We start from the raw sequence: 21,854 nt of genomic DNA, 5'->3' as shown, positions 1-21,854 counted from the left end.
TTTACTTATCTGTAGATTGAATGTTATGTTTTCCATTTAATCTATTAACTATTTTTTTACCCAATCTCACGCATGGCTTTTCTACGAAAAAATAACAGAGCGTTGCACTAACAAATGACAAAACAAAGAAAATAACAACATATAGATAGATATTATTTGTTTTTAAAAATTTTAAAACTATCACCGTAAACTCTAAGCCAAATACTGCATGCAATAGATACAATGAATAGCTTATACTACCCAAATACAATAACACACTGTTTACGAACTTATAAAATGAGAATACAAAAAATATACCCAGCGCTAATAAGTACGAAAAAAAATATCTATACCAGGTTTCATTATAACCGTAATCTTTAGAATAGGCCAGTAACGTTATTGGGAGTAATACTACTATAAAACCAAATAGAATCTTATATACAAGGGGCTTCGTAATGAATGCAGATTTATCTAAGGTAGCGCGCCGCCACATTAATCCTAAAAACATTACTATCAATGCTAAAAATAGTGCTACTGGTAATTTTTTATCTAACTCAAACCGTAAAAAAGCAATAACCAAAGTTAAACCTATAAGAACTACTATTGTTTTGAATATAAATTTGTCGCTTTCCAATAATTTAAAATAATGCAATACAGCACAAAAAATATAAAATATTAGCTCTATTTGTAAAGTCCAAAATGCACCAATTAAATCGTTTACACCCAAGAATCTTTGAAACATCGTGATATTTGCCAACAGATCTTTTATTGGCGGCAAGCCGATAATTATGATCAGCGATAATATGGAAACCCAATATGCCGGATATAATCTGAAAAATCGATTTAGAAAGAACTGCTTATTTGTCTTCCCTCTAAAGCTATAAGGAATAACATAGCCACTTATTAAAAAAAATGCTACTACCCCAATTTTCCCAAAATCCAGATAACCAAATATGAAATATGATATTATCTTTAAAGAGCCTGTTAAGCTTAGTTTATAGATTGATAGCAACGAAAGCCAGAGGTGTAATACAACAACCATTAACGCTGCGATACCTCGTAAACAGTCTAACCACTCCAACCTATGCTTCGGAAGCGAAATTGAATTCATAATTATATATAATTGTTTATTAATGTCTTAAGCTTATCGCCCGAAAGTTGCCATGAATATTTTGAAGCATTTTTTGCGCCGGCCAAAATGTATTTCGCTCTTTGATCTTGATTTTCTATCATCGTATTTATACTTGCAGCGATATCATTAATACTTAACGGATCGCAGTATAATGCGCCATCGCCACAAACCTCTGGCAGGCTTGAAACGTTACTTGTAACTACCGGGCAATTGTTCATCATAGCCTCAATTGGCGGAATACCAAACCCTTCGTACAAAGACGGATAAACAAAACATAACGCATTTTTATATAAATACGTGAGTTCTGCATCTGTACGGTAGCCCAAAAAAACTATCCTATCTTTATTATTATTTAGCAGGATACCTAATTCAGGATCACTTTTAAAGTTTGTATGGTGACTGCCCGTTAGCAAAAGTTTAATGTTCTTGTTTTTTAATAATAAAAACGCTTGAATCAGTCTTTTAAGGTTTTTACGTAAATCCATTGATCCCACAGATAATATAAACGGCTTGTCTAAAACCATTTTCTCAATTTCTGTAGCATCTGTCAGGGTGTTGGCTATAAACGGCGCGTTGTAAATAACTGATATTTTCTCGCCAGGGGTGCCGTAAGCACTCATGATCTCTTGTTTTGAAAACTCGCTAACGGTAATAACATGGTGGCTATTTTTTATAACTTTCGGTATCACCGTTTTATAGAACGCACGAAAACTGCGACTGTGCCAGTTACCACGCATGTAAGCAATGTCATGAACTGTAACTATTTGATTCTTGTAAAATAATGGCGCAGTATTGCAAAGATTTAACAACAGGGGCGAACCGTTTTTTCTTAAATAAGAAGGTAAATCTATTTGCTCCCAGACGTGTGATTGATTTTTGCCAATCTTTTGCAGGTCAATTTGTTGGTCTACTTGATACGTGTTATTTACAGGTTGGTTTGGCAAAAAGCATCTAAAATCGAGTTGGCTATTTGATAATTGTTTAAACAATTCATACCCATAGCGCTGCACACCGGTTAAATTTTGAGTTAAAAATCTGCTATTTAAAATAAACATATATGATATAACAAATACCTGCTGACAATTTATCAGGCTAATTATTTTAATTTAAACCTAAACATATAAAACAAGAACACCAAAATGGGTGGTATGGTGTACATGGAAAGTATAAAAAAGTAAGGTAAAGACTCGAACACCGCTATGTTAATAGACATTACAATAATAATGACAAGTAATGACTTATGTTTATTTACCCAATACTTAGTATATTTTATAATTGCTCCTCGCGCAAAACCAGATAGAAAACTAAATATAGCCGCACCAGGCCATTGAAATGAAACATACCCCCACATAGGTGCGGGTAGCCTGACACCTCCCGAAATTACTTCGTTTACATCTTGCCCCATAGTTATAACCCGTAAAGTGTATACTGATGGATTCCAATAATAATGGCCGGGTATCAATCCTCCATAAATTGTCTGCCCGTAGGTCCACTCTGGGTTATTGTTAAAATACCTCAAAAAGTCTAACTGTTCGTTAACATCGTTAGAACCAGATGACAACACTCTCCAAAAAACATGATCTGTTTTTAATGCGAACCCCATTTCAGAATAGTCTCTGATGCCGGTTATGAAATAAAAAACCGAACTAAACGCATACAAACCAAAAATCAGTAGAATAAAAGCAACAAATAACTTTTTGCTTTTAAAAGACATTATCACGGCTACTGTTAAAACTATACCGCTAAAGGCGGGGCTTCTGGCTAACGACAACATCATAAGCCCAACCGCGGTAACTATCAAAAAAAGAAATAAAACCTTTTTTTTATTTTGATACCATATCATCAAGCCAATAGGTACAATTGTGCTTAAAATAAAAAAAGAAGATAGGTATATAGCAGAAACGTAAGCTGGTACAGCATATGGCCCTCTAAAGAATTTGGCGGCAAGCGGGTCTGCAGCAAACATAGGAACAAACCCCATTAACAGATAGCCCAAAGTTTCTCCAATTATACCGGATATCAATAAGATCTTCGTTATCCTTATAACCCTGCGTTCATAAATCTTAGTCTCTAAAACGTCAAACGAAAATGATGTTGGGCCCGCTTTGATTTGGAAACCTGTAAATAAGCCAATTACATAAAAAATGGCGCCAACTATAAGTAATTCTGTATATAAAGTAACTAGCTCAGGCGCAAAATCATTCTGATTTTCTAAAATAACAGCCGGGACAAAAAAAGCAAGAAAAACAAAGGCCAAATTAAGATGCGCTGTTATATTATACCTGCTTGGCCATATTAAATATGAACCGCACATGTACACAGCACTTCCAAGAAAAATTATAACACCAACCATTGTATCAACTAATAGAATTAATGATTTTATTATAATTAATTGCCATTTGCTCAATATCAAATTTGTGTTTGATATTGAGGCGCGCGTTTACCCTTAAATCAGTAAAAGAATTATGTTTAATAATTATTGTTTCAATAATATTTTTCAGCTCTTCATTATCATCAGGACCATATAAAAACCCATTTTCTTTATCAGATATAATTTCTGGCGATCCGCCCAGATTTGTTGCAGCAACGATTTTTTCGAATGCCATAGCCTCCAAAATTGTTGTACCCAGGGGTTCGCTTCCTTGTGCGCTACTGTTGTTAATTAACACATCTATTCCATTATATAATGGCAACATGTTACTGACTTTGCCTATATAAGTTATTTTATCAGAATGTTGATTTACGGCATCTAAAAATGCCCGATAATAGTCAGGGGTATCTTCTGACAAACTACCGGCAAAAACTAATTTAATGTTATCGTATCTGCTTAACAGTTCGCCAAATGCCTTTATCAAACTTAGCTGTCCTTTTCGCGGAGAAATCACACCTGCTATACAAAACAAAAGCTCGTCATCTTTTATATTATGCGCTTGTCTAAACTGCCGCCTTTCATCGTTATTTTTGTTAAATTGGTTTAAATCGATGCCATTATACAGGACGATAATATTGGATTTGTTCGGATTAAATTTTTTCTTTACCGCAATTGATACAACTAAAGTTGCATTGTAAAACCTGAGACACCAATTAGAAATTAAATGATCAAGCCTTGAAAAATATTTAATATCGTGGTCACTCCAAATCCATTTAGTTTTTCTGAAGGTAAGTTTTGAAAAAAAAATCGCTGGCAGTAAATAAGATGCTGGCACTACCGTGTTGGCATGAACAATCTCAATTTTATTTCTCTTTACATAATTTAATACGGCAGCAGAAACTGCTATATAGTTCTTCAACGCCTTAATAATAAATCCAATCCCTTCGGTTCTTCCGCGATTTAGCTTTTTTAATTGGTCTAATAAAGTTATTTCGCAGAGTTTGTTTTTTATAGCTTGTTCGGCAAATTGTCCGGGTGCCACAAATAAGTGTGCATCAACTGCCCCCTTGTTGTATTGGATTAATCTTTGGATAACCAGTTCCGCTCCGGATGCTTCTTCACCGCCAAAAACGTATAAAACTTTTTTCATTTAACTTTATTCGCTAAGTCCGGTTTTTGATAAACGATGCTGGCACACCGCCAATAATAGTATAAGGGGCCACATCTTTTGTAACAACAGAGCCGGCTGCTACTATTGCGCCATCCCCAATTTTTACTCCCGGCAATATCGTGCTACCGCAACCTATCCAAACATCATTTCCGATGACAACTCCTGTTTTTATATCGTCCCAAAGTTGATCTTTTATAGTTTCGTTTTTATTAATAGAGTGATTACTACCAATAATATTTACAAACTGTGAGATAAGGCAATTTTTTCCAATAATTACCTCGCCTCCCGAAGCTCTTATGCTATTCATCTCTCCGAGCGATGTACCATCGCCAATTTTCAATTTTGACCTGGTCCCTTTGTTTTGTTCATTTGTACAAAATATAACATTGTTTATCCCAATTGAACAACCCTTACCTATTTCGATGTCAGTTATTTTTTCGTAATAAAATCCAACCGAATAATGTATGTAGCAATTAAAGTAATTAGATACATAGGCTAACCGGCATTGCATTTTAAAACGCGACAAATATTGGCGGAGCAATTTTAATAAAATCATAGTATTAACAGTTTAAAATACTCAACGTATTAACGTATAAATTCTAGTAGCCACCTTAGGTAATTAGTATAAAAATGACGGTAACGGCCATTATAATATACTTTTATCAGCCAATATTGCAATCTGCTTTTTACGATGGCAGAGTCTTTGTAATTTGTAACAAGGTCATTAAAAATATGTTCAAGTTCATTATTTAATATCCTTAAAGAAAGCTTTTTTACGGTGTTATTATCATGAATTCGGTAAGAGACCGTTTTTTTGTTAATATAATAAAAGTCAAAATACAAGCTTGCCTTAAGCCAGTACTGCCAATCAACAATATAAGATAACGCAGCGTCGAAAAGGCCAATTTTATTTAACACAGAAGCTCTGAACATTACAGCAGGCATACAAACAAAATTATTTGCAACCAGCATTTTGTGATACATCTCTTTTGGAAATGCTTTGCTTACAGCATGCATTTTTGCCCATTTTTTGTAGACTTTAAAAGAGTAATGATTGTTTGATATTATTGATCCATTTTTATCAATCGTATTGATATCTGAATGCACCACACCGATCTCCGGATATTTGTCAAGAACGCCAACCTTGTCTGCAAGACAATCTGCAAGCATGATATCATCATCGCTGAACAGATGGATATATGTGCCTTTAACAAGTTTTAATGCCTCATTGTAATTGTTTACCGACCCAACGTTTTCTGGATTTTTTGAATATACTATTCGTGGATCACTGAACGACTTAACAACATTTTCCGTATCATCGGTTGAGTTATTGTCGGTTATGATTATTTCATAATCAGTGAAACTTTGACTCAAAATTGAATTTAAAGTTTCTTTTAAATATATCGACCGATTATAAGTTGGGACGATAATTGATACTTTAGGCATTGTCGGTCGTTAATAATTATTAGCATTATGCCACTCGGCTTTCTTTGTCTTAAAAATTAGATAAGCCCATGGCAAAGAGATTATTATGGTAATAAATGCGTAACCGGTTACCAAACCAAATATACCAAAATATCTTCCTAATAGCATTGTTGACAATGCGCAAAGTATTCCGATAACAATTGAATTTATCAAAAATGGCTCTTGCTTATGACAGCGTAAATAGGTGGCCCACGAGAAAACTAATTGATTTACAATAGTAACGCAGCAAAGTAATGCCAACGGTACAGGCGACAAAAACCTGTTTGCGTAAGAGACCTTATCTATAAAAAGCACAATATACAGGGCGTAAAAGAAAAGTATCATTGCAAAATTAACGCCTAATAAGTTCTTTAGCGTTTTTTTAAACACTTTATTTAGCTCATTATAGTTTCCATGCGCAATAAACGATGAAAATAGCGGCACTTTGGTTGTTATCCAACTCATGGACAAGCCCGATATACCATTCAATATCTGCAATGACATACCCATTTGGCCAGCAATCACAGCCCCTGAATATGCAAAAAGCACTGGGTTAAACAGTTGAAAAATAAAATATCCACTTATCCAGCTCAAGGCAATGCGCCATTGGTAAGGAAATATTTCTTTTACATAATTGATTGTCGATTCTCCATGTAATCTCCATATAGTCGTCAATCTAATTCTGCGTTTCGCAAATAATAGCTGTATAAAGTTAATTCCTATAGCAATTAATGAGGCTAAAGCGGCTGAGTATAATTTAAACCCAAGGGCAAAAAACAAGAAAAGTAAAATTACATTCGCGGTTTTTTGAACCAGTCTAAGCTGCGCCATATCCTTTACTTCGCCCAAGCCTTCTATAAAAGCCAGAATCGGATCAATAAATAAATTCAGCGATGTGGATATACATAGAATAATCCATGGGTTTTGCCAGCTTACATGATCATTAGCATTATATTTTGAAAAAAAAACAAAACCTGCTATCATTAATATAAAAAATAAAATGATGCTTATTATTCCGAACCATTTTACACAAAATCTAAGCAGCGACGACACACGCGATTTATGATAATCCTGTCCGTCCAGATCATTATCAACCCACTTTAAATGCGCAAATTCATGTGCGGTATATTGGGTTATAATACCGCTCAATCCTAATTCAAAAAAAATCTGTATTGCCAAAATACTACTAAATGTGTAGTAATAACCTTGTTCATTGCCAGACAGAAACTTGGCTATAAATACAATGGAAACTATGCCACCAAAAGCTTGAATTATTCTTGCAAGTACAGTAAACGCGATGGCCTTATCAACGCCAATTTTTCTAAAAAAATCTCTAATAATTAATAACACGTTAACTGTTTATATAGGCATTAATAACATCAGCCATATAATCATAATGAGTTTCATTTAGGCCCGGCCACACACCCAACCAAAAGGACTGATTCATAATGGTATCCGTATTCGGAAGGTCACCAATTGTACGATGTTTGATACCAGCGTAGGCCGGCTGACGTAACAGATTACCGGCAAAAAGCAACCTGGTTCCAATTTTCTTTTCTTCGAGATGTTGTACCAGCATATGCCGGTCGGCAGCATCGCCCTCACGAAGCGTAAGCAAAAATCCAAACCATGACGGATCACTGTTAGGGGTTGGCTCGGGCAGTACAAATATCTCCTCAAATTGTTTCATACGCTCATAAAGCGCTTTATAATTTTCGCGACGGCGTTGCACAAAATAATCAACCTTCTTTAATTGAGACACACCAAATGCAGCCTGCATATCTGTAACCTTTAAATTAAAACCTATATGTGAGTAGGTATATTTATGGTCATATCCGTATGGCAGGCTACCTAATTGCTGAGAAAAACGACAGCCACAGGTGTTGTCTTTACCAGGCTCGCAATAACAGTCTCGCCCCCAGTCTCTAAAGCTTTCGGCTATCTTTGCCAATTCAGGATTATTGATAATTACAGCTCCACCCTCACCCATGGTAATATGATGAGCCGGATAAAAAGAAAACGTCGCTATATCGCCATAAGTTCCGGTTTTTTTATCCCGGTAAGTAGCGCCTAACGAGTCGCAATCGTCTTCTACAACCCAAAGGTTATATTTTTTTGCCACGCGCATCACTTCATCCAGGTTAAACGGATTACCTAATGAATGCGCTATCATAATAGCTTTTGTTTTTGGCGACACTGCGGCTTCAATGTCGTCGGCCTTAACATTATGTGTAGCTATATCAACATCTACAAACACCGGTACACATCCATACTGTAACATTGGATTAACGGTGGTTGGAAAACCGGCAGCCACAGTTATTACTTCATCGCCCGGAAGCACTTGCCTATCGCCCAATTTTGGCGAAGTTAATGCGTAAAACGCTACCAAATTGGCAGATGATCCAGAGTTTACTAACAGTGCTTTAGGGACGTTAAAATATTTAGCAAATTCATGTTCGAATTGATTTGCGTATCTTCCTGCAGTTAACCAGGCGTCTAATGTCGCGTCAACTCCAAACAAAACATCTTCTTCATCTAAAACCTTACCAGTAACCGGAATATAATTAGTTCCTGGTACAATTATTTGGGTAGTTTTTTGTTTTGCGATTTCTCTCAAGCTCTTTTCAAGCTCAGGATTTGTAAGATTTTTAAACATAAGGGATGTAAATTATATTTTTATGTGATTGATCAGGTACCTTCCATTTCTATTGGCTGGGCAAAAGGCTCCATTTCTGTAATAGGCCTGCCAAAAGCAATTTTAGGATAAGTGTTGGTATATGGATCAATCATTACCTGTAACAGTACTGGTTTATCAGCATTTTCAGAATTCCAAAGCCATTTTGCTGCATCTTCTATTTCTTCATCGGTATTAATTGTAAGGCTATTTATTTCATAAGCCTTAGCAACTTTTTCAAAATCCGGCGCACTGTATCCCCAGTAAGTAGACTGATATCTTGATTCAAAATAGCTATCTTGAAACTGGCGTATCATTCCCAGATTCTTATTGTTCATCACAACAATTTTAATAGGTAAATTGTTGCGACTAATTGTTTGTAATTCTTGAATATTTATTTGCATACACCCATCGCCTGCGATAACAACTACAGGTTTGATGTTATTGGCGAAACACGCACCTATCCCAGCGGGTAATGAATAGCCCATGGCACCCATTCCTGCAGACGTCAGGAAAAGTTGATCTGCATTTAAATCAATTGATTGTGCTGTCCACATTTGATGAGCACCCACATCAGCTATATAACACCGGGCTTTTTCTGCATATTTTGACAGTTTATGCATAAAATAATTGGGGTTGATACCTTTAGGCTTCAACTCGGCAGTGTCTGGCCAGTTTTGTTTTAACGTATTAAAGTAGTTGTACCAATCCGTTTTTTTATCAAAAGCAGTTTCCTGTGTTAAAGTGTTAAACGCCTTTAAAAACGCCTTTACATCAGCTACAATTGGAACGCAGCCTTGAACACGATTATTGATTTCGCCCGGTTCACAATCAATATGGTAAATAGTCCTGTTTTCAAAAAATTTGGTATCGGCTCCTGTTTGTCGTATATCAAGTCTGCTGCCTAATACTATCAGCAGATCGCATTCACCAAAAGCAATATTTGCCCACCTATTACCGTAACTTCCAATGAAGCCAACGCGCGCAGGATGGTCGTGCTCAACCGCGTCAACCGCAAGCAGTGTAGTAATAACTGGCAACTGCGTGTTTTTTAAAAATTGCTTTAGTTCATCGATTGCAAAAGCAGATCTCACCCCGCGGCCTACCAACACCAACGGTTTTTGAGCTTGTTTTATACTTTCAATAATATCCTTTAACTGATTTTCTGCCGGGCATAATACTTCTATCGTTTTTTCAGTCACGAATGGGGCGTCTATTTTTAAACGCTGTACATCCATAGGTATATCAATCAGAACAGGCCCGGGCCGCCCCTCTGTTGCTATCCAAAAAGCCCTTTCAAGCACTTCTGGTAACTCATTTTGGTCTGTTATTTTGAAACATGCTTTAGTTATTGGGCTGGCCATCGCTATAATGTCTGTTTCCTGAAACCCAAGTTGACGTATTGCCCTGTCACCTTTTTGCTCATGGCGATTAACCTGCCCTGTTATAAATACCCCTGGCACTGAATCGAAATAACAATTACCGATACCTGTAAGCAAATTTGTTGCGCCGGGCCCGCTGGTTGCCAGCGCCACCCCAGGCAAGCCGGTTACACGCCCATAAGCATCAGCAGCAAATGCCGCAGCTTGCTCATGATGCATCGTAATGACGTTAATGGATGTTTTTTGATTTAATGAATCGAGAATATGAGTGATCATACCTCCTGACAATTCAAAAACGTGCTTAACCCCTTTCCGTTCCAAAAATGTTGCTATAAAATCAGATGCTTTCATTAGCTTGCTTTATTTTGAACTGTCCTTTAATACTATCGATGGTTAAAGCCAATGCTTGTTTGAAATCAGATAACTCAAACTCACCAAACGCTTCTATAAATTTAGTAACGTCGCCCTGTATGTGCATGGCCTGGTTCTCCCTGTATTCTAATTTACCAAAATGCAACTCAAACTTCGGATTAACCTGATCTCGTATTGTAGTAACCAAATTTTTAAGCGAAACTGGTTGTTTAGCAGAAATATTGTAAACACCAGATTTACCTTTATTGACTATGATGTTATTTATTGCTCTACCTAAGTCATCAGCGTAAAGATAAGCGTATTTCTGTTCGCCGGGAGTAAGATCCATATAGTTTGATGTAAGGAGCTTATTAATTAACGTAGGAATCAACCAATTTTCAGACTCTCCACTCCCAAAAACCGAAAATAGTCTTAACCAATACCAATCAATGTTATTACTGTTACAAAATTGCTTTAACAGTTCGGAACATACTATTTTCACAGATCCATAAGCCTCTGTTGGCTTTAATTGATGTGATTCTGCGACACAACCTTCAAACATCCCATACTCAGCTTGCGACCCTAATGCAATGACCTTTTTGGTATCGGCACTTTTTGCTATTAACAATAATTGCTTAACAAATTCAATATTTTCCAGTTGTTTATCCCAGATATTTCTTTCCAGATGACTTACACCAAGCCAGGCACTGTGTATAATAATTTCAGGAGAAAATTTCTCCGCCTTTTCAGTCCAATTACTTTCATCTTGTAGTATCCAATCAATCTGATCTTCAAAGCCCGCGCATAATTTCTTTGACGACGTACCTCTATAGATTGCGGCTACTGTATGGCCATCTTCTATTAAATACCTGCCAATATTTGATCCTAAAAATCCAGTAATACCTGTTATAAAAACTCTAGACATCGAAAAAAACCTTTATCTGCTTCTCTGTAAATTTTACAATATCGTCCGAATTACTATAAAAGACTTTATACCACTCAATTGTTTTTGCAACAGCCTCTGATGCGTTCATTTGCGGCCGCCACCCTAAGTCATTTATTGCCTTGCTGATGTCAAGCTTTAATAAGCCCGCCTCATGTGGTTGGCCGGCAACATGATTTATTTCGTATTCTCCCCCTCCCCAACTAGAAATAGCCATGTCGACCATGTTAGCTACCGGCAGGGCATCATTAACATCAGGGCCAAAATTGTAGGCCTGAGAGAACAGTACGGGGTCTTTATATAATTTAGCGCCAAGCAACAAATAGCCAAACAAGGGCTCTAAAACATGCTGCCATGGCCTTACCGAGTTGGGGTTTCTTATCTCAATTTTTTTTCCAGCAGCTAATGCTCTTGCAATATCGGGTATCAACCGGTCTTTAGACCAGTCGCCACCGCCTATAACGTTACCCGCACGACCAACAGCAACCGCTTTTTTATGCTGCTGATAGTCCTTTACGTTAAAAAAAGAATTACGGTAAGAGTCTATTACTAATTCTGCACATGCTTTGCTGGCACTGTAAGGATCATACCCACCTAACTTGTCGTTTTCGCGATAAGGATATTCCCATTCATTGTTATGGTATACTTTGTCTGTAGTTATTAAAACGCAATAACACGGGGTAGATAATAAGTTTACAGCATCAAGTAAATTTGCCGTACCGATGGCGTTTACCTCAAAAGTTTCAGATGGTATTTGATAAGACAGCCTTACTAACGGTTGTGCTGCCAAATGAAATACAAAATCTGGCTGAAAATCAGTTATCGCAAGCTTAAGCTGATCACGGTTACGTAAATCTGCTATTATTGAATCACAAAGCGTGTCTCCTAGTATAACATCATATAAATTCGGTGTCGTATCAGGCGCAAGTGCATAACACTTGACATCTGCACCAAGCAGAGACAAGGTTTTAAGTAACCAAGATCCCTTAAAACCGGTGTGGCCAGTTAAAAAGACCTTCTTCCCTCCGTATACTTCTTTCAGTTGATCAAACATCATTTACCAAATTTTCCACGGTGCATTACCAGTGCTCCAAAGTTGTTCCAATTCAATACGATCTCTTAAGGCATCCATTGGTTTCCAAAACCCATGATGTTTATAAGCTGACAACTGCCCATCCTGGGCTATTTCTTTTAATGGTTTTTTTTCCCATTGTACATCATCCATATCCTCTTCAAGGTATTTGAAGATTTCTGGCTCCAGCACAAAAAAACCTCCGTTTATCCACATACCATCACCTTGAGGTTTTTCAACAAAATGTTCAACACCGCCATTCTCGTCCATTTCTATGTTGCCAAAGCGTCCAGGTGTTTGTATGCTTGTTAATGTTGCCAACTTACCGTGTGAGTGGTGAAATTTAACTAATTCAGCAATATTAATGTCAGCAACGCCATCCCCATAAGTAAGCATGAATGTTCCACCATCAACATATTTTTTAATTTTTTTTATTCGCCCCGCTGTATTGGTCGTCAAACCGGTGTCTACCAATGTTACTTTGAATGATTCAGAATTTGAGAAATGTACGTCAACCTTGTTCTTTTCCAATTCGATAGTCACGTCTGAATTATAAAGGTAATAGTTTAAAAAATATTCCTTTATTGACTGTTGTTTATACCCCAGACACAATACAAAATCATTGTAACCATAGGTTTCATAAATTTTCATGATATGCCATAAAATTGGCTTACCACCAATTTCTACCATAGGTTTGGGGCGCGCTTCTGTTTCTTCCATTAATCGGGTACCCAATCCACCCGCAAGTAGTACAACTTTCATTTACAACTTATTAATTAATTTCAAATATAATATTGTTTGTTAGGGGATAGCTGCAGCACAACAATCGCTCATTTTCTGATAATTCATGATCCATCTTCTCATTACCTATTTTCTTCACTTCGCCCGATACAAGTGTAGCTTTACATAAAGTACACGTACCAGTTTGACATGAATAAGGTAAATCAAGCCGCGTATCAAGTGCTGCTTCCAGAATGCTTTTACCACGGATCACTTCAATACTGTTTTTATTACTGTTGTTGATTAGTGTTACAAAACGTGTTTGTACATCTTTTAGCTCAACTTCATTGATTATATGCTCAAAATCTTCAAAAAATATCTGTGTCAACTGTACTCCATTCTCCAACAAGGCTGTCTTAACTGTTTCTTTTAATCCGTTGGGACCACATATATAATGCAGGGTGTTAGCAACATCTAAACCACTAAGCGCTTTCTCCACATCATAGGCATTGATGCGCCCAAAATTGGCTTGAGCTATCTGCTCTTCAGTGTAGAAAAAGTTCAACCCTAATTTTTGTTTATTATTTTGTTGAAGTTGCTGTAACTGATTAAAAAAAATGGTGTGTTGGGTTGTTTTATTGCAATAAAAAAGATTAATCTGTTGGGAATTATTTACCAAAGCTGTTTTCAAAATCGACATCAATGGAGTTATGCCACTACCGGCACCCCATAAAAAAACAGCTTTGTTATGATGCATATCAACATCATACAGAAAGTTGCCCATAGGCTCAATTACTTCCAGCATATCACCTTCTTTCACCACATCAACCAAATGATTTGATACAACACCATGCAATAATTTTTTTACCGTAATATTTATCGTGCTATCTATACGAGGAGATGATGATAATGAATATGGCCTTTTATATTTCCGCCCATTTACATTAACTACTACCGTGATATATTGACCAGCCAGGTATTTGATTTTTTTTAAGCCCGGCTGCTTAAAAAAAATCGTGGATGTATCCTCGGTTTCTCGTACAATCTGAACAATTTTTAAAGTGTAAGTTATCACGGCTATGAGATAATTGTTTTGTAAAGTTTGTTCACAGATAATAAAAAGACAGATAAAAACAGCCCCACAATTACGCCTACAATAAGACCTTTTAAGGTGCCGACTTTTTCTCGTTCTAAGGGTAAAATTGGAGTGTCAATAGTTTGTATTAACGGCGTTTCATGTAATAGGGACATTTTTGCCAGCTCCAGATTTTTAACTAGTTCACTTAAAATAGCTGTATTAGCTTGTACGTCTACCTGCCGTTTTTGCGATGGAACGCGTAAAGTCTGCATAAATGGGTTAGCGTTAGGTGCCGCATCTACCGATGAGGCTACTCCTGATATAGCGTAGTTCAAAGCAGCTCTTACCGAGTCTGTCTGGCGTTGCAACACGGCTACATTTTTTACTTCCTTTTCTGTTTTGGTCTTGATGTAAAAATCAGAAACTACTTTAGCTAGTACTTCAGTAAACAACTTGGAAAATAGTTCGTTTTTTGAATTGACTACGACTGAAATTATACTTAATTTTTTGTCGACCTTGTCAACCAATAGATTTCTTTTAATAATGTCACGATGAAAGACACCTAAAATACTATCTTGCTTCAAAGTAAATTTCGACCTATCAGCATTAGGAGGAAAATGGACGTTCTTGAAATCGTTCTCGCTAAGGCCATTGAAATCCATATAAAGCTCAGCAAGAGTTTCTTGTTTTCCATTTATTGTAACGGTTGTTAACAACGTTCGCTCAACCATTGACCTTGAACGCATCAACTGTAACAAGTTATCGCCAGAAAATTCATCACCGCCGCCACTACCGCCTACATCAATACCAAATTGACTTGCCAAGCCCAAAGCGCCACTTAAACTACCGCCCGATTTTTCGTCTTGTAAAGCAAAACTCAGCTCTGCCTTATAAATAGGTTTACTAATAAGACCATAAGTTACTCCAATAATCCCGCCCAATAAACATGCTAACAGTACCACTTTCCATTTTGCAAAAATATAGCTTCGCCAACGGCCAAGTTTGAGAAACATGTCTTTTATTGAGACTTCGTCAGCATCATTATTTGTGTTTTTATCAGTGCTATTGGTCATTGAAAGAAAAAATTTATTTATTTTTTTAGACTTAAAATACCCAATATTATAGCGCCTAAAGATGCTAAACCTGTTGTGTAGCCTAAAATAATTTGTGCAGAATCTCCTTTTCTCGGCGGCTTTTCGGGTACATAGATTTCACTGCCCGGCTTAACCCGTGGATGATTATTAAAGAAAAGAAATTTGGTGGTTCCTTTCACCGTACCGTTAGGATAAACAACATACGCACCGCGTTTTAACGCATTTGGCGAAAATCCACCAGCATTTAACACATATCCCCGAAAACTTTTTGACTGCTGATATACCACAGCACTTGGATATAATACCTCGCCATTTACTCTAACTGTTTGTTGTTCTTTCGGGATTCTCAATACATCGCCATTCTCCAGAATCAAATCTTCGCCTCCCGCCGGGTGAGCTAAAATCTTTTTCAGATCTATGCCGACGTAGTTATTTCTGAATTGGGCAGTATCGATTGACACGCCTGTAGTATCTTTATAATTACGTTGTAGCCGCCTTAGGCGTTCGTTACGTTCTCTATTTAAAGCAAGTGTATCTAATTTAGTTTTATCTACGCCTAATACGGCTGCATTATCCCTTTTCAAACTACCGCCCTCCACGTCAGCTGATTGGGTTAAACCACCAGCGCGCCTCACCAGGTCAGATATCTTTTCGTTCTTTTTCTCGATCGTATAATAACCCGGAAAAATAACCTCCCCTTCTACTTTTACTACTTTCTGTGTTTCATAACCCGGCAGGCTGTAAATAGACACAATGTCGAAAGGCTTAAGCGAGAAGTTGATATTTTCGAACTTCAGATTTGCATCTACATTAATACTAAACACCTGTGCAACACGGCTGTTTTTTTGGCTTGGATCACTGTCAAAAACACGGCGCGATACTTCGATCCGCTTGGCGCTGGCACCTTCGGCAAAACCGCCTGCTTTTACAATCAGGTCAGCAACTTTCATGCTGTCGGCATAGCTAAAATCACCCGGTTTTCTTACTTGCCCTTTAATGGTTACTTTGTATTTGTCATGCAAATCAAATACTGAAGTAATGGTAACACTATCTTCTCTTTGCAGGGTTATGTCATCAGACGGGTTGGATAAGGCGTCTTGTACATTAAATGATAGTTGCTGTGTAGTATTATCTGAATTGAGCCTAACAATGCTTCCGCGGCCAGTAAAGGCGTCTTCTTTTAATCCACCCGCATTTTTTATCAATTGCGAAACTGTTAACCCTTGTTGTAATTCAAATTCTCCTGGTCTAAAAACCGCACCATTAATAACTACACGGTTCTCAAAACGATTAAGAATACGGTCAACCGTATAGATATCACCACGACGTGGCGCGTAAGTAGCATAATCTTTTTCAAAGATATCAGCTATACGTTTCTGCCTGTCGCTGGTTTGAATAACTTTGATATGCGCTGTATAGGCTTGATCGGTAAATCCGCCGGCATAATCAATAATATCCTGTAACTTTTCATTAGGTAGCGGTTCAAAAACAGCCGGCACCTTTACTTCGCCACGCAGCTCAACGTGCATCAGATATGGTGGCACATGAATTTCATCCTGATCACGCAAAACAATATCGTCCTTGTGGTTACCATGAACCAGATAGTCATATAAATCAAGCTTTCTGATTACCTTATTATCTCTAATGATCTCGATTTTACGGAAAGACCCAATATCATTTGGACCACCGGCAGCATAAAGCGCTTCAAACGCTGTTGATAATGACGACAGCGTATAAGTGCCAGGCCTAACCAACTCACCCTGTACACGTACGCTTATACTTCTTATATCACCTAAACTAACCTGTACATTGGTACCATTGCCAATGGCATATTTGTTGGTAGCTAATCTGCTTTTTATTGATGCGGTGGCTTGTTCAATAGTTTTACCCGCTACGTTTAAAACACCAACGCCGGGTATGTTAATATTTCCTTCTGGCGAGACCGTCAACGCCCAATTAGCCACCGAGTTGCCATATACATTTATTATCAGCTTATCATCTGGCCCGACAATATAATTTACGGGGGTCGCTAGTTTTAAATTTGGCTGAAAACTATTAGCCCTGGCATTTCTAAACAAACTGGCACCAAATATTTTAGGTTGAAGGTTGCTAAAAATATCTGTCCGGTTTTGATCTGGCAACGTGTCGCCGCTTTGGATTTGCTTGCGCGCCTTGTTTAGGTTAGATGAGGTGTCTGAAGTACCACTATAGCTTGCAGTAGTGCCGTCCTTTTTCCGTATTTCATCAATCTTGACTTGTAACCGCTGCGCTTCACTGGCAGGAAGATTCCTGCTTTCAGCCATTTGAATTAATTGACTGTCTGTAAGACCCTGTGACTGGGCACTTTGCAGAAGCTGACGGATTTGATCGTCAGAGTAATTATCGACATTAAAATTGGACAGGTTTTGAGGTAATGTTTGCGCTGATGCAGGATTATATGCTAAGATGCATACTATAACGCTCAGCAACGTCAAACATATTTTTAATTTATTCATGTTTTATTGTGAAGCACTAATTTCAATAATCTCTGATAGTTTTATTGAATAAATAACAGGTACAATTATAAGCAATTTTAATCATTCAAGCCTGACGAAAAAGTCATTATTAAACTTAAATGATCGGCTAAATTGTCTTCCAAGAACAAATGCTAATGGTTAAAGTTTGGTCTAAATAATATTTTGTTACTATTTAATATTATTTTTTAAAAAGTCTTGATAAGCTAATTTGATGCCCTCTTCAAGCCCTATGGTATGCTGCCAACCTCTGTTATGCAATTTACTAACGTCCATTAATTTACGGGGTGTTCCTTCTGGTTTAGAGGTATCAAATTGTATACCGCCCTCATAACCTAATATCTTTTTTACAAGCAATGCAAGATCATTAATCGAGAGGTCTTCACCAGTTCCGACGTTTACCAGCCCTGATTCATCGTAATTTTGCATAAGGTAATAACAGGCAGCGGCTAAATCGTCTGCAAATAAAAACTCCCGTTTAGGCGTGCCGCTACCCCATATGGTTACTACCGGTGCTCCCTGTTCTTTTGCTTCATGAAATCTTCTGATTAAAGCAGGCAAAACATGCGAGTTTTGTGGATGGTAGTTATCATTATAGCCATATAAATTAGTAGGCATAACAGAAATATAATTACAACCATATTGAGCGCGATAAGCATCGCACATTTTTATGCCAGCAATTTTAGCTATTGCGTAGGGTTCGTTAGTTTCTTCAAGTGGCCCGGTTAATAAATAGTCTTCCTTAAGGGGCTGTGGCGCCATTTTAGGATAAATACAACTCGAACCTAAAAACATCAGTTTAGTTACACCATTAAGGTATGATGAATGGATAACATTGTTTTGAATTTGCAGATTATCGTACAAAAAATCAGCACGATAAGTATTATTAGCTACAATTCCGCCTACTTTGGCTGCTGCCAAAAAAACGTAATCGGGCTTCTCCTGTGCGAAAAAATCGGCAACCTGTTGTTGATTACGCAAATCTAATTGGGCCGACGTGCGGGTAAGCAGGTTTGTAAAACCTTCGTTTTCAAGTTTTCTGTATATGGCAGAACCAACCATTCCTCTGTGGCCTGCAATGTATATTTTGGAGTTTTTATCCATTATTATATATTTATTCTGCTCAATTAAAATGCGTTTTCTTCGCCTTTTATCACGTTCCAAAATGTAAGGAAGATAACCTTAAGGTCCAGTAAGAACGACCAGTTCTCCAGGTACCATACATCTGCTTCCACTCTTTGCAGCATATCATCGGTAGTTTTAGTTTCGCCTCTAAAACCGTTTATCTGCGCCCAGCCTGTAATACCTGGCTTTAAGAAATGACGAACCATAAACTGGTCAATTAGTTGAGAATATCGCTCGGTGTGGCTAACCATGTGCGGCCTCGGCCCAACCACAGACATATTGCCTATCAAAACGTTAAAAAACTGCGGAAACTCATCCAAACTGGTTTTACGTATAAATGCACCGATAGGTGTAATACGAGAGTCTGATCGTGTTGCTTGCTTGCTTTCAGAGTCTGAATTAATGCGCATGCTTCTAAATTTGAAACATTTAAACGGCACATTGTCCTTGCCTGAACGCGTTTGCGTAAAAAACACAGGCCCCTTTGATTGTAATTTTATGATGATAGCTAGTATTGGGAACAGCCAGCTTATTACAAATACAATTACAAATAAAGAAAACGCCATGTCAAATGCTCGTTTGATTGTACGATTAAGCAAGTTTTCCAGCGGCTCAGGCCTAACTGATATTACAGGTATATGATCATAGTTTTGAACCTGCATTAATTTTTTTGATTTGATGTACTCCGGGATGATCTTGAATCTTATCAAATGTTTGTCGGCTTCAATCATCAGGTCTTCTATTTGTTCAGACTGCGACGTTGGCAAAGCGCAAAATATTTCATGGACATCATTTTCTAAGGTAAAACTAATCACGTCAGATACACTGCCTAAATACAAACCTATCTCTGCTATGCGGGATGCCTTGTCGTCAAAAAAGCCTATTACTTTATAACCGCTGTTTTTATGATTTTCGAAATATTGAAAAATATCCATGGCTATGCGACCTGACCCGACAATAACAATAGCACGCGAATCTAAAAGTATACTTCGGTTTGTCTTTCTTATCGTTAAGAAAACAACTTTCCATACCCCTACCAGAAACCCAAACAGCACAACCGAGTAAAGTAAATATAGCCGGGTAACCAGGTATGATTGTATACCAATTACTATAATGAAAAACGACAATAAAAAAATAAAAAGCAGATATGCCTTAAGAAAGTCGCGGTACGTGATCAACGAATCTTTATTCAACACGCTCTCATAAACTCCCGTAAGATTAGTTGAGAGAAGCCATAGCAAGTTAAAAAGCAAAATAATTAATAAATACTTATTATCTGCCCTCCATGTTTCCGGACTATCAATAAGCAAATAAGATATAAACATGCTTATATTAAGCATGAGATAATCAATAGTTAAATTGATTGTCTTAAAAAATGCAGCGTATCTATAACTCATTTTTTATCTGTATAAGCTCAGTTTAAGTCGTTTATTTCACTTAACGTAGCTACAGCGCTTCCAAATTTAGCTACTACTATAGCTGCTGCACTATTGGCAAAATCACAGGCCTGCGTTATTGATAATTTGTGAGCCAGTGCAAAAGCTAAAGCGGCCACTACTGTGTCACCTGCACCTGTTACGTCATAAACGTCAATAGCTTTGGTAGGTTTCTTGGTTAATATATTGTTATTGTAAGCAGCTATACCATCCTCTGATAACGTAACCACTACTGTTTCGCAAGCTGTGGTCTGCGCTATTTTTTTACAAGCCGCTTCTAAGCTTTCATTATCAACTATTGCTATGCCAGAAGCAAGCGCTGCTTCTTTTTTATTAGGTTTAATTACTGTTGCACCGCGATATTTTGATAAGTCTTTATTTTTTGAGTCAACTAATGTTATAATATGATGCTCATTACATAACTCAATAGTATTTTTTACCAACTTATCACTTAAAACGCCTTTGCAATAATCAGATAATATCAATACATCAATATTATTAATATTTATCCGAAGATAGTTAAACAACTCATTTGCAATAGCGTCATCGCAATAAAATTTATCCTCTTTGTCCAGCCGGATCAGCTGGTGTTTATTTACTACCACTCTGCTTTTTACAGTAGTGCGTCGTTTAGTATCTCTTGCCAGATAAATAAATCCGGGGTTTATAGCCTCCAATTCGGTCTCAACGATTGTACGATAATCATCGTCACCTGTTATACTTATGATGGAACCTGTGCAGCCAAAAGCATGCAGATTTTCCAGTACATTACCTGCACCACCCAGCGTATAGGTATCGCTTTTAACATCCACTATCTGTACTGGCGCTTCTGGTGATATCCTATCGCATGAACCATTAATATAATGATCGATCATAATATCGCCCATTACCGCTATTTTTACTCTTTTTGGATCAGGAAAGTTAAACGCTGGCATATTTTTTTCTTAACTACGACAAGAATATATGGTTTATATCAAATATTAAGCCTGCCCCATTGTTCCGCCAAAATTCATCGGAAAGCCTGATGGCTCCGGCGACGTTTTAATGCGGCCATTTATCGCTTCATATTTTTCAATATTATCTTCGAGCGCAATTAACAAACGTTTGGCATGTTCGGGCGTAATAATGATGCGCGATTTTACTTTGGCTTTAGGTGTACCAGGCATAATTCTAACAAAATCAAGTACAAATTCTTGATTTGAGTGAGTTATAATAGCAAGGTTTGAATAAATACCTTCGGCTACTTCCTCAGAAAGTTCAATATTTAATTGGTTTGCGTTTTGTTCTTCCATAGCGTAAAAATAGCAAAAGCCTTCTGTTTTGCAGAAGGCTTTGCTTATTATTATTAT

The 21,854-nt window shown here is 37.3% G+C and carries 19 protein-coding genes; all 19 read right to left on the bottom strand.

The genetic code is table 11. The features are described from left to right. Position 1: 1 nt before the first annotated feature. The 19 genes from HB679_RS08505 to HB679_RS08415 all read right to left on the bottom strand — a co-directional run bounded on the left by HB679_RS08505 (position 2) and on the right by HB679_RS08415 (position 21,797). Entirely contained in the window at positions 2 to 1,090 is a 1,089-nt protein-coding gene (locus HB679_RS08505) for an acyltransferase (protein WP_214071536.1), read from the bottom strand. 2 nt (positions 1,091 to 1,092) lie between these two features. After that, on the bottom strand, positions 1,093 to 2,166 hold the full coding sequence (locus HB679_RS08500) for a glycosyltransferase family 1 protein (RefSeq protein WP_214071535.1): 1,074 nt from the start codon (positions 2,164 to 2,166) through the stop codon (positions 1,093 to 1,095). Positions 2,167 to 2,207: 41 nt separating this feature from the next. Beyond that, positions 2,208 to 3,518 (bottom strand): O-antigen polymerase, encoded by a 1,311-nt coding sequence (locus tag HB679_RS08495; protein ID WP_214071534.1) that lies wholly within the window; start codon positions 3,516 to 3,518, stop codon positions 2,208 to 2,210. Further along, complete coding sequence (locus HB679_RS08490; protein WP_214071533.1) at positions 3,469 to 4,632, bottom strand: glycosyltransferase family 4 protein; 1,164 nt, start codon at positions 4,630 to 4,632, stop codon at positions 3,469 to 3,471. The genes HB679_RS08495 and HB679_RS08490 overlap by 50 nt, the downstream gene beginning before the upstream one ends. Positions 4,633 to 4,645: 13 nt before the next feature. After that, on the bottom strand, positions 4,646 to 5,209 hold the full coding sequence (locus HB679_RS20705; protein ID WP_346345140.1) for a CatB-related O-acetyltransferase: 564 nt from the start codon (positions 5,207 to 5,209) through the stop codon (positions 4,646 to 4,648). 29 nt (positions 5,210 to 5,238) lie between these two features. Further along, positions 5,239 to 6,099, bottom strand: a complete 861-nt coding sequence (locus HB679_RS08480; RefSeq protein ID WP_214071532.1) for a glycosyltransferase — start codon at positions 6,097 to 6,099, stop codon at positions 5,239 to 5,241. Positions 6,100 to 6,108: 9 nt separating this feature from the next. After that, the gene (locus HB679_RS08475) at positions 6,109 to 7,467 is read right to left on the bottom strand and encodes an oligosaccharide flippase family protein (protein ID WP_214071531.1); all 1,359 of its coding nucleotides are present in this window, start codon (positions 7,465 to 7,467) and stop codon (positions 6,109 to 6,111) included. A gap of 1 nt (position 7,468) precedes the next feature. Next, the gene (rfbH, locus tag HB679_RS08470) at positions 7,469 to 8,773 is read right to left on the bottom strand and encodes a lipopolysaccharide biosynthesis protein RfbH (protein WP_214071530.1); all 1,305 of its coding nucleotides are present in this window, start codon (positions 8,771 to 8,773) and stop codon (positions 7,469 to 7,471) included. 32 nt (positions 8,774 to 8,805) lie between these two features. Then, positions 8,806 to 10,524, bottom strand: coding sequence for a thiamine pyrophosphate-binding protein (locus tag HB679_RS08465; protein ID WP_214071529.1), 1,719 nt, complete (start codon positions 10,522 to 10,524; stop codon positions 8,806 to 8,808). Next, positions 10,511 to 11,449, bottom strand: coding sequence for an NAD(P)-dependent oxidoreductase (locus HB679_RS08460; protein WP_214071528.1), 939 nt, complete (start codon positions 11,447 to 11,449; stop codon positions 10,511 to 10,513). The genes HB679_RS08465 and HB679_RS08460 overlap by 14 nt, the downstream gene beginning before the upstream one ends. After that, positions 11,442 to 12,524, bottom strand: coding sequence for a CDP-glucose 4,6-dehydratase (rfbG, locus tag HB679_RS08455; protein WP_214071527.1), 1,083 nt, complete (start codon positions 12,522 to 12,524; stop codon positions 11,442 to 11,444). The genes HB679_RS08460 and rfbG overlap by 8 nt, the downstream gene beginning before the upstream one ends. Beyond that, positions 12,525 to 13,301 (bottom strand): glucose-1-phosphate cytidylyltransferase, encoded by a 777-nt coding sequence (gene rfbF, locus HB679_RS08450; protein ID WP_214071526.1) that lies wholly within the window; start codon positions 13,299 to 13,301, stop codon positions 12,525 to 12,527. Positions 13,302 to 13,311: 10 nt separating this feature from the next. Next, positions 13,312 to 14,334, bottom strand: coding sequence for an iron-sulfur cluster-binding domain-containing protein (locus HB679_RS08445; RefSeq protein WP_214071525.1), 1,023 nt, complete (start codon positions 14,332 to 14,334; stop codon positions 13,312 to 13,314). 2 nt (positions 14,335 to 14,336) lie between these two features. Then, on the bottom strand, positions 14,337 to 15,410 hold the full coding sequence (locus tag HB679_RS08440; protein ID WP_214071524.1) for a lipopolysaccharide biosynthesis protein: 1,074 nt from the start codon (positions 15,408 to 15,410) through the stop codon (positions 14,337 to 14,339). 17 nt (positions 15,411 to 15,427) lie between these two features. Continuing rightward, a complete protein-coding gene (locus tag HB679_RS08435) occupies positions 15,428 to 17,926 on the bottom strand; it encodes an SLBB domain-containing protein (RefSeq protein ID WP_214071523.1) in 2,499 nt (832 codons plus the stop codon). 189 nt (positions 17,927 to 18,115) lie between these two features. Beyond that, positions 18,116 to 19,048, bottom strand: coding sequence for a GDP-L-fucose synthase (locus HB679_RS08430; RefSeq protein ID WP_214071522.1), 933 nt, complete (start codon positions 19,046 to 19,048; stop codon positions 18,116 to 18,118). Positions 19,049 to 19,071: 23 nt separating this feature from the next. After that, positions 19,072 to 20,409 carry an undecaprenyl-phosphate glucose phosphotransferase gene (locus tag HB679_RS08425; protein ID WP_255547562.1) on the bottom strand — a complete coding sequence of 446 codons (1,338 nt, stop codon included), beginning with the start codon at positions 20,407 to 20,409 and terminating at the stop codon, positions 19,072 to 19,074. A gap of 74 nt (positions 20,410 to 20,483) precedes the next feature. Beyond that, complete coding sequence (locus tag HB679_RS08420) at positions 20,484 to 21,440, bottom strand: bifunctional ADP-heptose synthase (protein WP_214071520.1); 957 nt, start codon at positions 21,438 to 21,440, stop codon at positions 20,484 to 20,486. A 45-nt stretch (positions 21,441 to 21,485) separates the two neighbouring features. Next, on the bottom strand, positions 21,486 to 21,797 hold the full coding sequence (locus tag HB679_RS08415) for a DUF3467 domain-containing protein (RefSeq protein WP_214071519.1): 312 nt from the start codon (positions 21,795 to 21,797) through the stop codon (positions 21,486 to 21,488). Positions 21,798 to 21,854 lie beyond the last annotated feature (57 nt).

Origin of the sequence: Mucilaginibacter sp. dw_454 (genome assembly GCF_018449775.1) — a bacterium.
In the GTDB taxonomy this organism is placed as follows: domain Bacteria; phylum Bacteroidota; class Bacteroidia; order Sphingobacteriales; family Sphingobacteriaceae; genus Mucilaginibacter.
The sequence above is the reverse complement of the archived record's forward strand: the minus strand, read 5'-3'. Positions and strand labels throughout refer to the sequence as shown.